At 73.6% G+C, this 13314-nt stretch carries 10 protein-coding genes and 1 pseudogene; 7 read left to right on the forward strand and 4 right to left on the reverse strand.

Features of this window, described 5'->3' with window-relative positions; genetic code table 11:
* Window positions 1–384: 384 nt before the first annotated feature.
* Window positions 385–1848, reverse strand: coding sequence for an aminotransferase class I/II-fold pyridoxal phosphate-dependent enzyme (locus AQJ11_RS08585; protein WP_014676795.1), 1464 nt, complete (start codon window positions 1846–1848; stop codon window positions 385–387).
* A 140-nt stretch (window positions 1849–1988) separates the two neighbouring features.
* Between AQJ11_RS08585 and AQJ11_RS08590 the strand changes: the two genes are divergently transcribed.
* Window positions 1989–3155 (forward strand): amidohydrolase, encoded by a 1167-nt coding sequence (locus tag AQJ11_RS08590; RefSeq protein WP_058083285.1) that lies wholly within the window; start codon window positions 1989–1991, stop codon window positions 3153–3155.
* 59 nt (window positions 3156–3214) lie between these two features.
* Here the strand turns inward: AQJ11_RS08590 and AQJ11_RS08595 are convergent, their stop codons facing one another.
* Window positions 3215–3565, reverse strand: coding sequence for an ANTAR domain-containing protein (locus tag AQJ11_RS08595; protein ID WP_014676793.1), 351 nt, complete (start codon window positions 3563–3565; stop codon window positions 3215–3217).
* 131 nt (window positions 3566–3696) lie between these two features.
* Here AQJ11_RS08595 and AQJ11_RS08600 point away from each other — a divergent pair, with 131 nt between their 5' ends.
* Entirely contained in the window at window positions 3697–4641 is a 945-nt protein-coding gene (locus AQJ11_RS08600) for a helix-turn-helix transcriptional regulator (protein WP_059262456.1), read from the forward strand.
* Between the two features lie 19 nt (window positions 4642–4660).
* Here AQJ11_RS08600 and AQJ11_RS08605 read toward each other — a convergent pair whose 3' ends face one another.
* Both AQJ11_RS08605 and AQJ11_RS08610 read right to left on the reverse strand, forming a co-directional pair.
* A complete protein-coding gene (locus AQJ11_RS08605; RefSeq protein WP_014676791.1) occupies window positions 4661–7201 on the reverse strand; it encodes a discoidin domain-containing protein in 2541 nt (846 codons plus the stop codon).
* A 183-nt stretch (window positions 7202–7384) separates the two neighbouring features.
* Window positions 7385–8550, reverse strand: a pseudogene (locus AQJ11_RS08610) (FAD-dependent oxidoreductase).
* 427 nt (window positions 8551–8977) lie between these two features.
* Between AQJ11_RS08610 and AQJ11_RS08615 the strand changes: the two are divergent.
* From AQJ11_RS08615 to AQJ11_RS08635, 5 genes are all read left to right on the forward strand, one after another.
* Entirely contained in the window at window positions 8978–9982 is a 1005-nt protein-coding gene (locus AQJ11_RS08615; protein WP_208616464.1) for a Ppx/GppA family phosphatase, read from the forward strand.
* Between the two features lie 185 nt (window positions 9983–10167).
* Window positions 10168–10500, forward strand: a complete 333-nt coding sequence (locus AQJ11_RS08620; protein WP_058083280.1) for a hypothetical protein — start codon at window positions 10168–10170, stop codon at window positions 10498–10500.
* A gap of 175 nt (window positions 10501–10675) precedes the next feature.
* Window positions 10676–11458, forward strand: coding sequence for a polysaccharide lyase family 7 protein (locus AQJ11_RS08625; protein WP_059262458.1), 783 nt, complete (start codon window positions 10676–10678; stop codon window positions 11456–11458).
* Window positions 11459–11552: 94 nt separating this feature from the next.
* Complete coding sequence (locus tag AQJ11_RS08630; RefSeq protein ID WP_059262459.1) at window positions 11553–12035, forward strand: hypothetical protein; 483 nt, start codon at window positions 11553–11555, stop codon at window positions 12033–12035.
* A 217-nt stretch (window positions 12036–12252) separates the two neighbouring features.
* Entirely contained in the window at window positions 12253–13227 is a 975-nt protein-coding gene (locus AQJ11_RS08635) for an SMP-30/gluconolactonase/LRE family protein (RefSeq protein ID WP_059262460.1), read from the forward strand.
* Window positions 13228–13314 lie beyond the last annotated feature (87 nt).

A 13314-nucleotide genomic window follows, 5' to 3' on the forward strand; every position in this document is an offset into this window, starting at 1 on the left:
AGGGACGTACCGGGCGAACGTCGAATGGAAAGTCGAATGAAAGTCGAAGCAAAAGGGGTACGTCAGGGTCCGTACCGAGGTCCCCGGGCCGGGGCGTCCGAAACCGGGAACCACGGGGATTTCCGGTCGGGGTGAAGTCGGGCCGTCTCCTGTCGCGTTGCCGGGGCGGATGGCCCGCCGGACGCTGGTCCGGGCCCGGGGACCACCGGCAGGGCCAAGTGCCCCCTGCCGAGGACGTGTTGGTCAGCAGGGCCGGCTTCTTGACCCGGGGCGGGCGGTCACCCGGTGGCCGCCCGCACAGGCCACCCTAGGCGCTGACCCCGTCGGGCGCAGTTCGGGACGGGCAGCGGAGTACGGCCTGGGGTACGGCCCCTCGGCCGCCGGTCACGGGCGCGCCACGACCCGCAGGGTCTCCAGGGAGGAGTCCGCCGCGTCCGGAATGAGGAAGCCGTGGGCGATACCGCTGCGCAGGTAGTCGACGATCTCCGCGGTGATCACCTCGCCGGGCGCCACGACCGGCACGCCCGGCGGGTACGGGCTGATCGTCTCCGCGGCGATCCGGCCCACGGCCCGCTCGGCGGGCACGTCCTCGGCGGGACCGAAGAAGGCATCGCGGGGCAGCACCGCCTGCTCCAGTTCCAGGGCGCGGGGCTCGGGCAGGTGCACGGCGGGCCGCCGCTCGATGGTGTCCGCGCGTTCCACCAGCGAGCGCACGGACTCCACCAGCAGTTTCTCGGTCGCGTCGTCGTCGGCGTGGGTGATGGAGGCACTGATCCGGCAGGTGTCCGAGCCGCCCACGTCGACGTGGCAGTTGGCCCGCAGCCACTCGGCCGCCTGCATGCCGCTGATGCCGAGGTCGCGTACGTCGACGACGATCTTCAGGGGGTCGAACTCGGCGGCCAGGTCCTCCTGAACCACCTCACCGCCCATCACCCGCAGCCCCGGCAGCTCGCGCAGCAGGGCCCGGACGCGCTCGGCCCGGTGCAGCGCCGCGTCCAGGAGGTCGTGCCCCTGTTCCACCATCTGCCGCCGCCAGCCGTCGAGGGCCGCGTAGACCAGGCTGGAGGCGCTGGTGGTGCCGAGCAGGTCCTCGCGCTGTTTGAGCACCGTGGGCGAGACCCGGTCGTGCTGGAGGTGGAAGACGGAACTCTGCTCGATCGCGCCGCCCATCTTGTGGACGCTGGTGACGACCAGGTCGGCGTCCGCGTTCATGCCCCAGACGGGCAGCTCCGGGTGGAAGGGCAGGTGGGCGCCCCATGCCTCGTCCACGATGAGCGGGACGTCGGAGGCGTGGCAGGCGTCGGCCACCGCGCGCACGTCGGCGCAGGTGCCCCAGTCGGTGGGGGTGATCAGCAGCATGCCCTTGGCGTCGGGGTGTTCGCGCAGCCGGTTGCGCACGTCGTCGGCCTCGGGCGGATGGGCCATGTGCCGTTCGGCGTCGAACTTGGGGTGGACCCAGACCGGCTCCACACCGTTGATGATCACCGCCGCGATGACCGACTTGTGGGCGTTGCGGGACAGCAGCAGCTTCTCCCCCGGTCCGGCGACCGAGCACATCGCGGTCTTCACGGACAGGGAGCTGCCGCAGGTGGAGAAGAACGCGTGCTCGGCGCCGACCGCGTCCGCCATCAGCTCCTGGGCCTGCTCCAGCACGCCCTGGGACTGGCGGCGGTCGTCCAGGCCGTTGAGGCTGAGCACATCGGAGCGGAAGACGTCCAGCCCCAGGATCTCGGCCACCCGCGGATCGGTGCCGCGGCCCTGCTTGTGCCCGGGGGGCCCGTACGCCACGTCTCCTCGCCGCCGGAACTCCTGCAAAGCCTCCAGGACGGGTACGCGTGAGTGATCCATGGCTGTCCTCCTGAGCTGGTCGGTGCCGCATCCACCGTGTTGCACCGGCCGGACTCCCCAAACACGCGGCCGGTGTCAGGGGGCCGTTCGGTGGAACCCGGGCCGGCACGGAACACGCCCGCCGAACCCCAGGAGGTCTCGTGTCGCTGTACCAGCGGATCCGGGAGGAGACCGAGCGCCGCGCCGACGCGCTGTGGACCGTGGCGACCGCCCTGCACGCGGACCCGGAGACCGCGTTCTCCGAGCACCGCGCGGCGAAGCTGCTCACGGACGAGCTGGAACGCGCCGGGTTCGCGGTGCGGCGGGAGGCGGCGGGTCTGCCGACCGCGTTCACGGCCCGTGCGGGCGAGGGCCGGCCGGTGGTGGCCTTCCCCCTGGAGTACGACGCCCTGCCCGGACTGGGGCACGCCTGCGGGCACAACCTGATCGCGGCGGCGGGCCTGGGCGCGGCCCTCGTCACGGAGGCCGTGCGGGACGGCGCCGAGGGCACGGTCCTCGCGGTGGGCACGCCCGCCGAGGAGGGCGGTGGCGGCAAGGCCCTGGAGGTGGAGGCCGGGGTCTTCGACGGGGTGGACGCCGCCCTGATGTTCCACCCCGGGGTGTACGACTGGGTCCGGGCACCGCTGACCGCGCAGGAGCAGTACCGGGTCGGCTTCCGGGGCCGGGCCGCGCACCCGACGGGCAATCCGACGGAGGGCGTCGACGCGCTCGCCGCGCTGATCGAGCTGTTCAACGTCCTGTCGGCGCTCGGGCGGCGGCTGCCGGAGGGATCCCATGTCCAGGGGATCATCACCCAGGGCGGTACGGCCACGAACATCGTCCCGGAGTACGCCGAGGGCCGCTTCGGGCTGCGCGCGGTCACGACGGCGGCCCTGGACGAGCTGGCGGAACAGCTGCGCACCGCCGCGGAGGGGGTGGCGCTGGCGACCGGCACGGCCGTCACGGTGGAACGCGCGAGCGTGCGGTACGAGCACTTCCGGGACAGCTCGGTGCTGTCCGAGCGGTTCGCCGGACACCTGGACCGCGCCGGGATCCCGCTCACCGCGCCCACGCCCGGCGTCTACCTGGGCTCCTCCGACATCGGCAACGTCAGCGGCCGGGTGCCCGCCATCCACCCGTTCGTCGCGATCATGGGCGCCGACGGCTCCGACCACACGCCGGAGTTCGCCGAGGCCGCGGCCTCACAGCGGGCCCGCGGGGTGCTGACGGCGGTGGTGGAGGCGCTGGCCTGCACGGCGGTGGACATCCTGCGGGACGCGGACCTGCGCGGCCGCGCGTGGGCGGATCTGCTCCTGACGGCGGACTGACGGGCGCACCGGCCGCCGTACGCCCGTTCGGCCCGGCGGCCGGGCCGCCGGGCGGCGGTTCAGCCCGGCCGGCCGCAGCGGACCTCGCGTTCGTCGCCCCGGTCGGCGGCCTCGGCCTGGGTGCGTGCGTACTCCAGGGCGGCGGGCAGGGCCCCGCGGACCGCCTCGGGCAGCCGTCGGCGCGTCGGCCAGTCCACCAGGCAGCGCGCGACCTCCCGAAGTTTGATGTTGGTGTGCTGCGAGATGTGCCGCAGGACCTCCCAGCCCTGCTCCGGACGCAGCCCGCCCACGGTGATCACCACGCCGATCGCCTGATCGACCAGGGCGTGGGAGCCAAGGGCACGACGCAGCTGCTCCACCTCCTCCTGAAGTGCTTCCACCTGGTCCGTCTGCTCGTCGCGTCCGATCATGCGCTCACCCTCCGCAGCCCGGCCGCCCCACGCCAGCCGCCAGGCGAACAACAGGGCAAGAGGCCGTACAGAAAACGAAAAATCGCAGGTCGACGGGTCGTGGAAGCGGGTTTCGGGGGCAGCGGGGTGACATGGACACCCTCACCTTCGACAGCCGCGACCTGGACGTGACGGAGGATTTCCTCAGCCGGGCCTACGCCAAGATGCGCATCGCCAGCGGGACGCCCGGCTCGAACCGTGCCCAGATCCACCGCGCCGGCATCCCCACGGTGAGCGTCGACGAACTCGCGCTGGACTTCGAGATGGCCTACTCGGTGTCGCCGCTGGGCCGGATCTGCCTGTGCGTCGTGCACGAGGGAACCGTGCGGGACCACGGCTTCCAGGGCGTCGAGGACTCCTTCGGCCCCGGTGACGTGGTGCTGTTCGCGCCACCGGACCTGCCGTACACGGGCCGCATCTGCAACGCCCGCTACAACATCACCATGCTGGATCCCGCGCTGCTCGCCCAGGTGGCCGGGGACGGCTCGCGACCGGTACGGCTGACCGGGCACCGGCCGCGCTCGGCCGCCGCGGCGCGCCACCTCAGCCGTACGATCGTCCATCTGCGGGACGACGTGCTGTCCGACGCCGAGATCGCGGACCAGCCGCTGATCGCCAGCACGGCCGCCCAGCACCTGGCGGCGAGCGTCCTGGCCGCGTTCCCCAACACGGCGCTGGACGAGCCCGCCGCCCACGGCACCGAGGCGCACCCGGCGGTGCTGCGCCGCGCGCTCGCCTACATCGACGACCATGCGGACCAGCCCGTCACGGTCGCGGACATCGCCGCCGCGGCCCATGTGACGGTACGGGCGCTCCAGTACGCCTTCCGCCGTCATCTGGACACCACTCCGCTGGCCCAGCTGCGCCGGGTGCGGCTCGCGCACGCCCACCACGAGTTGGTGGCCGCCGACCCCGGCAGCGGGCGCACGGTCACGGAGATCGCGGCCCGGTGGGGTTTCCACCATCCGGGCCGCTTCGCCTCCCTGTACCGGGACACCTACCGCAAGGCCCCGCACGAGACCCTGGCCGGCGGCTGACCCGCGGCTGCGGGTGTCCTTAGGGGAAGGACGTCACCTTGGACGGGACCGTGTCGGTGCCCGAGGTGGGTGCGCCGGTGCTGTTGACGACGTGCGCGTACTGGCCCTTGCCGCCGAGGGAGATCACCAGCAGGTCGTGCATCCTGATCCCCGAGGTGGCGGGCACCTGGAAGCCGTGCGCCTGGACGATCGAGGGATCGGCCGTGTAGTTGCAGTAGCTGCCCAGGCCCCACGCCTCGTGGGTGGTGACGGAGTCGGCGACCTTGTAGGCCGCGTAGCCGGTGATGCCGTCGTGGGTGATGGCGGCGGCGTTCGGGGCGTCGTAGGCCTTCTCGTTCTGGAAGAAGATCGTCCGGCCGCGTTCTCCGTTCCAGTAGACGTCGTACTTGTTGAAGTGCTCCACGAACAGGCCGGTGGCCAGGACGTCGTCGCCGTTCACGCGCAGGCCGTAGTCGGCGCGGTTGGTGTCCCAGCCGACGCCGCTGCCGTGGTCGGCGCGCCAGATCCAGGTGTGGTCGATGATGACGTCGTCGCTGTTGACCACCACGGAGTTGGTGGCGAGCCCGGGGCCGGCGCCGCCGATGCGGATGAACACGTCCTGCATGGTGGTGGGGTTGGCGGAGTGGTCGGCGGTGGCGCCGGGGGTGCCGATGCGCAGCAGCGTGTCGGAGTTGACCGGGCCCGCGTCGATCAGGAATCCGGCGAGCCGCACGCCGTCGACGTCGGCGACGTGCATCGCGTCGATGCCGTTGTCGGGGACGAGGGTGGCGAGGCCGAGTCCGAGGACGACGGTGTTCGGCCGGGTGACGTCGATGGTCTGGTCGAGGTGGTAGACGCCGGGGGTGAACAGGAGGTTGAGGCCCTGGGCGAGGGCCTGGTTGATGGTGGCGGCCGTCGCGCCGGGCTTGACGACGTAGAACTGGTCGAGCGGGATCGAGGTGCCGGCGTTCGCGGGCCACGACACGCCCCGGGCGTTCGTGCGCTTGGCCGGGACGAACACCTTGTAGGCGGAGCCGTCGAGGTAGAGGAACGGCTTCTCGCGGGAGACCGGGGTGGTGTCCAGGGTGGTGTACGGGCCGCTGTCGAAGTTGGTGGCGGGGGCGCCCTGGACGCCGGAGAAGGTCATGTTCCACACGCCGTTGGTCCAGCCGCCGACCGAGCTGTCCCGGGTGTACCACTGCTGCTGGGAGTACGGGCCGACCGTACCGTCGATCTTCGAGTCCGCGATGTAGCCGCCGGAGGCCCAGCCGTAGCCGTTGGGGGCGAGGTTGAGGCCGCCCTGGACGTGGATGCGGCGGAAGGGCGCGGCCTGGGCGACGGCCCAGCGGTCGGTGCCGTTGACCGGCTTGAGGGCGAGGTTCTCCGCCGAACGCCAGAAGTTCTGGGTGGCGTTGCCGTTGAACCAGCCCGCGTCGACCGTGACGTCCCCGTTGATCTGGGTGTCGTCGGGGTTCAGGCCGAGGCCGGAGATCGAGGTGTAGAAGCCGAGTTGGGCGTTGATGTTGTTGTAGGTGCCGGGCTTGAGCAGGAACTGGTAGCGGCCGGCGCCGAACTGGGCCGACTCCTGCTTGGCGAAGACGTCGTCGAACTTCTGCTGGAGGCCCGGGGTCGAGGGGTCGACGACGATGACGTTCGGTCCCAGGTCGCCGCCGCCCTGGACGGGCGGGACGCCGGTGGTGCCGGTGTGCACGGCGAGCTCCCACAGGGAGTAGCCGTAGCCGGTGCCGCGGGCGGTGCCGTAGATCCGGACGTACCGGCCGGAGCCGCTGACGTCGTAGGACGCCGTGCCTCCGGTCGCCCCGGTGACGGTCTTGAGGGTGTTCCAGCTCTGCCCGTCGGCGGAGGCCTGGATCTGGAAGTCCTTGCCGTAGGCGGCCTCCCAGTTCAGGTCCACCCGGCACAGGTCTTGGACGGAGCCGAGGTCGACGCGGAGCCACTGCGGGTCGGCGGCCTGGCTGGACCACCGGGTCCCGGTGTCGCCGTCGACGGCGGCGGAGGCGGGGGTGCCGGCGTTCTCGGTGGAGGAGGCCGTGGCGGCCTTGCCCTGGGCCGCGTTCGCGGTGCCGCAGCCCGCCTGGGCGCCGTCCGCCGTGCCGAACACCTGGAACTCCCACAGGGAGTAGCCCCAGGCGGTGGCCCGGTGCACGCCGAGCATCCGTACGTAGCGGCCCCGGCCGGACACGTCGAGCGTGTCGGTGCCGCCGTCGGAGCCGGTGACGGACTTCAGATCGGTCCAGGTGCTCCCGTCCCCGGATATCTGGAGCTTGTAGTCCTTGCCGTAGGCGGCTTCCCAGTTCAGGACGACCCGGGTGACGGTGGCGGTGCTCCCGAGGTCGACCCGGACCCACTGGTCGTCGCTCGCGGCCGAGGACCAGCGGGTGCCGGTGTCGCCGTCGACGGCCTTGGCGGCGGCGGTGCCGCCGCTCTCCTCGGACGACGCGGTGGCGGACTTCCCCTGGGACAAGGGGGTTTCGGCGGCGGTGGCCGAGGGGTGCGTGGCGGGCAGGGCGAGCAGCGCGGCCGTGGCGGCCAGCGCTGCTCCCAGGGATCTCAGTCTCATGCGGCGGCTCCAGACGTGTGGGGGTCCAAGGCGTATGACCCACGGCTTAGTTCATGCTTTGATTTAAGAGATGAACCAACCGGGCCACAAGTCTTCGGACACCAGATCCTTCAACTGCCGCTGCCGGCCCCCCGGTCACACGGCGGTCGGCTCGCCCGCTGCGCGCACGCGGCCGGGAGCGGATCAGCGCGGCTCGGGCGGGGTGGCGGACAGCGGCGTGTCCCAGGCGAGTTGGCGGATGAGCCGCTCGTCCGGCCCGGTGGGAGGGGGCGTGCCCGGTGCGGGGCGGGACGGCGCACGGGTGCCGCGGGTGAGGCCGCCGCTGACGGTGATGTTGTGCTCCGCCCGCGGGCGCCGGTGGCGCTCGTACTCGCCGCAGGCGGCCCGCCGATCGGGCGCGTCGCGCAGGGCCTTGGCCAGGACGACGGCGTCCTCCAGGGCCATCGAGGCACCCTGGCCGGTCGCCGGGGAGGCCGCGTGGGCCGCGTCCCCCACCAGCAGGACCCGCCCGGTGTGCCAGGCGGTGCCGAGCGGCAGCTCCGTGGCGTTGGTGACCATGAGGGCGTCGGCGGACGCCTCGACCAGTGCGGCGGCCGGGGTGTCTCCTTCCTCAGCAGCGGCAGCAGCTGTGCGCGCAGCACGGCGGGCGGCGCGGCGAGGGCCCCGGCGGGCAGCGGATCACCGCCGACGCGGGCGAACCAGTACGTCTCCCCCGCCGGCGACACCGCGTACCCGAAGGCGGTCGCGCCGCCCCGCACCATGGTGATGGCGCCGTCCGGGCCGGGCCCGGACGCGGTCGCGGTGCAGCCGTAGTAGACCCGCTGGCCGGCGTACCCGGGCCGGACCTCGGGCAGGAGCAGCCCGCGCACGGTGGAGTTCAGGCCGTCGGCGCCGACGAGCAGGTCGCCGCCGGCCGTGGAGCCGTCGGCGAAGTGGGCGGTGACGCAGTGCGGGCCGTCCGTCACGGCCACCAGCCGGGCGCCGTGGCGCAGCCGGATGCCGCGCCGGACCGCCTCGCCCTGGAGGGCCGCGTTCAGCTCGCCGCGGCGCAGACAGCGGTAGCGCAGGGCGGGGTCGTCCGCCGCGCCGAGCGGTGCGTGCGCGACCTCGGTGCCCTGGCTGTCCAGCAGCCGCAGCGAAGTCAGCGGAAAACCGACGGCCGTGACGGCGTGCGTGGCGTCCAGCTCGGCCAGGGCGCGCATGCCGTTGCTCGCCAGGGTGAGGAAGGCGCCGATGTCCTCGGCCGTGTCCGGGTGCGCCTCGAAGACGGTGACGTCGACACCGGCCTTGTGCAGGCCCAGGGCGGTCGCGGTCCCCGCGATGCCGCCGCCGATCACCAGTACCCTCATCGCATCCGCTCCGTCACCTGCCGCAGTGCGCGCCGACCGTGGGCATGACCATCCAAGGGCAGCGGCGGGTCCGCCGGAACCCCTGGGGCCGCGATTCGGACAGGCCGGCCCGCCCGATCGTCCGGCGGAGCGCACGGGTGACGGCCGCCGCTCCGTGCCGGCCGTCGACGGAACCCGGTGCGAGGCGGCCGGCCGGGCCGCGGCGCGGCTGCGCGGGGCCGGAGCCGACGTGGAGGCGGTGCGCGGAGGGCGTGCGCGCACGCTGCCGCGCGGAGGGCGTCCACCGGCCTTTGGCCCGTGCGCCTCACGCCGTTGTCCGCCTCCGACCGCCCTACGAGCCGCTCCTGGGGCACGCGGCGGGTGCCCTGTGCACCGGCACGCCCCCCGTGCGAAGGGTGGTCGCCGGTGAACTGGGTACTCCCCGGCCATGCGGGTGAGCGTGGTGGATGCGGGGTCGAACACGGTCCGATTGGTGATCGCAGATGTGGAGGGTGGCGTTCCGCTGCCGGTGCACACCGTCAAGTGGAAGCTCCGCCTGTCCGAACAGGTCGGCCCGGACGGCACCATCGCCGACGAGGCGGTGGAGCGGCTGGTGAAGGCGGTGGCCGCGGCGGGCGCCACGGCCCGGCGGTGGCACGCGGCGGGCCCGCTGGCCTTCGCGACCGCGGTGGTGCGCGGCGCCCCCAACCGCCACGAAGTGCTGCAACGGGTGGCGTCCGGCACCGGTATCCGCATGTGCACCCTGCCCGGTGAGACGGAGGCCGAGCTGACCTTCCTGGCGGCGCGCCGCTGGCTGGGCTGGAAGGCGGGGCCCCTGGCCCTGCTCGACATCGGCGGCGGCTCGCTGGAGGTGGCCTTCGGCCGGGGCCGGCTGCCCGACTTCGCCGCGTCCCTGCCGCTCGGCGCGAACCGGCTGACCCGGGAGTACCTGGGCCTCCAGGATCCCCCCGGTCCGGGCGAGTTGAAGGAGCTGCGCCGCCGCATCCGCCATGAACTGCGGGACGTGGCCTCGCGGATCCGCTGGGAGCGTCCGCGCACCGCCGCCGTCACGTCCCGTACCTTCCAGCAGCTGGCCCGGCTGTGCGGGGCCGCGCCGGGGCGGTTCGGCCCCTTCGTGGACCGGGAGCTGGCCTGCCGGGACCTGCGTGCGGCGGTGCACGCCCTCGCCGGGCTGCCCGCCGTCGAACGCGCCCAACTGCCCGGGATCTCCGCGCCGCGCGCCGCCCAGAGCCTGGCCGGAGCGGTCGTCGGGCACACGGCGCTGAAGCTGATGGGCCTGCCCCGGGCCGTCGTCTGCCCCTGGGCGATCCGCGAGGGCGTGCTGCTGCGCTACGCCGAGGACGGCGCCGACTGGTGGGCGGACGCCACCGGCGGGACCGACACCGCTCCGGCCCCCGCGGCACCGCTCCGCATCGCGACCCCGACCCCGTGACGGACGGTCAGCGGGCTGTCCCGCGGTTCACCTGACGGTACGCGGCGCACAGCGGGACCACCCGCTGCCCTCGTTCGGGTGAGCGGTGCTTCAGGGCGGTCCGAAGGGTGGAACGCTCCCGCGTGAGGCCGGGTCCGGATCAGCACCCGCCCGCTCACCCGGCCGAGCACCGGAAGGAACGCCGCATGCGCGCTCGCACCACGCGCCGCCGGACCGTGACGGCCCTCTGCGCCGGCCTGTTGGCAGCAGGCGGCGGGACCCTGTCGGCCCCGGCCGCCCTCGCCGCATCCGCGCCGCCGCCCTACTACTACGACTGCGCGAGCACCTCCGAGGACCAGGGCTCCGGCACGCTCGTGGGCGAGGAGTGCGCCAAGGTCTCCGAGCCGACCGGGGGCGAGGGCGTCTACATCGAGGACCGGGCCGGCCGGACCGACTGGCACTGCGACCGGATCGACGACGTCGGCACCAGCGCGGTCAGGGGCCACGGGTGCCGGGCGGTGGAGAAGGGCTCTTGGTGAGGGACCGGCGACGGCGTGCAAGTCGGCCGCACCCTCTTGACGTGTCTGGTTCAGACCTTTAGCTTCTCGGGTCACCGGAGAACAAGGATGAGTTCAGCGTTCACCATGCTGAACGCTTCCTGGGTTCACACCCGCCCGTACCGGTCCGCAACCGGTCCGACGAAGGGACCCCCACATGACCCGATCCCGGATACCCACGGCGACGGCCACCGCCGTCCTCGCCCTCGCCCTCGCCCTCACCGCCCTCTCCACCGGCGGCGCGGAGGCGGCCGACCCGCGTGTCGCACCCGGCGGCAACTTCGACCTGTCCGTGTGGCAGCTCCAGGAGCCCGTCGGCTCCCCCGGCAAGCCCACCACCATCCCGTCGTCCCGGCTCCAGGGCGCGAACGGCTACCAGGACGCGTACTTCTACACCGACACCCGCGACGGCGCCATGACGTTCTGGGCGCCCGAGAAGGGCGTCACCACGCCGAACTCCAAGTACGCCCGCTCCGAACTGCGCGAGATGAACCGCGACGGCTCCGCCGCCGACTGGGCGCTCGGCGGCAGCCACCGGATGAGCGCGACCCTGCGCGTGGTGTCCGTGACCAAGAACGTCTGCGTCGGCCAGATCCACCTCGGCTCGGGCGGTTCCTCCACCAAACCGCTGGTGGAGCTGTACTACCGCGCCAACGGGGACATCGTCCTCGGCACCGAGGACTCGCCGGACGGCGGCCAGACCCAGCATCCCGTCGGGCACGTGTCCATCGGCAAGACCTGGAGCTACACCATCGCCGTCTCCGGCGGGAACACCATCGACCTGACCGTGAACGGCACGACCACGCACTACGCCATCCCGTCCTCCTTCAAGCCGTACAAGCAGTACTTCAAGGCCGGCTCCTACAACCAGTCCTCTTCGGACAGCACCACCAACGGTGCCCGCGTGGCCTTCTACGGGCTGACCGTCTCGCACGGCTGACACGCGGCCCGACCTGCGCGACTGGTGCGAACGGCGGGACGGTCGTAGCGTCGGGTGCACGCGGTCGGACACAGCACGACGGGTGGGAGCGGCCATGCGCGGACCAGTGACGGGAACGGCGATCGTCCTCGCGGCGGGAGCCCTGCTGACGGCGGCCATGACCACGGCGACGGCCAGTCCGCCGACCACCGCCACGGCACAGCCCCGCGCCGGCACGTCGCCGTCCCACACCGGTCCCTCGCAGCCGGTCCTGGTCGACTGCCTGTGGAACCGCACCGTCCGCCCCGGCGACTTCATCCTGGCCTGCGGCGACGGAAACAGCCGCCTCACCGGACTCCACTGGACCAAGTGGGGTCCGGAGGGGGCGACCGCCGTCGGCACGAACATGGTCAACGACTGCAAGCCGTACTGCGCGGCCGGCTCCTTCCACGCGTACCCGGTGACCGTCCGGCTCGACGGCCCCCAGCCCTGGAAGAAGCACCCTGACGTGCAGCGCTACAGCCGGATGAGCCTCACCTACTCAGAGGGCCGTCCGGAGGGCTACAAGCAGGTCATGACGTATCCGCTCTGGGACTGACGGGGCCCGCGCGGACCGCGCGGCCGGGCGGACCGCGCACCTGGGCGGACCACGCGGCCGGGCGGTACGCCCCCCGGCCGTGCCTCGTACGGCGCGTGCCGGTGGTCCGCGCGGGCGATGCCGCGGCCCCGGCTCCCGCCACCGGCGGCCCGCTCCCCGTCATGGTGGTGTGACCCCGCACGCCGGCGCCGCCGCGCGCCGACCGAGAAGAGGTCACATGCCCCGACTGCCCCGTCCGGCCGGAGCCGCCGCGGCCACGCTCGCGCTCGGCCTCGTCGCCGCCGCGCCCGCCACCGCCCATGAGCCCCTCGTCACCGACGCGCGCGTGCTCGCCCACCTCGACCTTGCCGCCGGGCAGACGCCCGAGAACATCGCGCTCGACCTCGACGGCTCCGCCGACGTGACCTTCGCCTTCGCCCGGCAGATCGCCCATGTCACCGACGACGGCCGCGTCCGGACCCGCGCCACCCTGCCCGCCGTCGCGCACGCCGCCACGCCCCTCCTGCACAGCGCCGTGGTCACCGGCATCGCCCGCGCCCACGACGGCACGCTGTACGTCGACTACGCCACCGGCACCAGCGCGACCGGCGTCTGGCGCCTCTCCCCCGGCGACGCGCCGGAGCAGATCGCCGCGCTGCCGGCCGACGGGCTGCCCAACGGGCTGGCCCTCGACGAGCGGCGGGGCGTGCTCTACGTCGCCGACTCGGTGCGCGGCACCGTCTGGCGCGTCCCGCAGGCGGGCGGCACGGCCACGGCGTGGGCGAAGGGCGCGGCGCTCGCTCCGCTCCCGGCGGCCCCGGCGCGCGGCCTCGGCGCCAACGGCGTCAAGGTCCGCCGGGATTCCGTGTGGGTGTCCAACACCGACCGGGGCACGCTGCTGCGCATCCCCGTCCGCCCGGACGGGGCCGCCGGACCCGTCGAGACCCGGGCCGGCGGACTCGCCGGCATCGACGACTTCGCGTTTCCCGGCCACGGCAGGAGCGTGCTCGCCGCGCTGAACACCGGCAACAGGGTCGTCCTGGTCCGCGCGGACGGCACCGTCACGACCGTGCTGACCGCGCAGGACGGCTTGTCCAACCCGACCTCCGTGGCGGTCCGCGGCCGGACCGTGTACGTCCCGAGTGCCGCGTCCACCACCCGCCGCGACCCGAACCTCCTCCTGGCCCGCCTGCGCCACCTCATCGGCCGGTAACCAGGCCCGCCGGCCAGCAGCTCGGGGCTCGGCTCCCCCGAACGTGCGCCGGGCCGAGCCGGACGGGGCCGACGGGCCACAGCGCGC

The sequence above is a fragment of the Streptomyces corchorusii genome, assembly GCF_001514055.1.
GTDB lineage: Bacteria > Actinomycetota > Actinomycetes > Streptomycetales > Streptomycetaceae > Streptomyces > Streptomyces olivaceoviridis.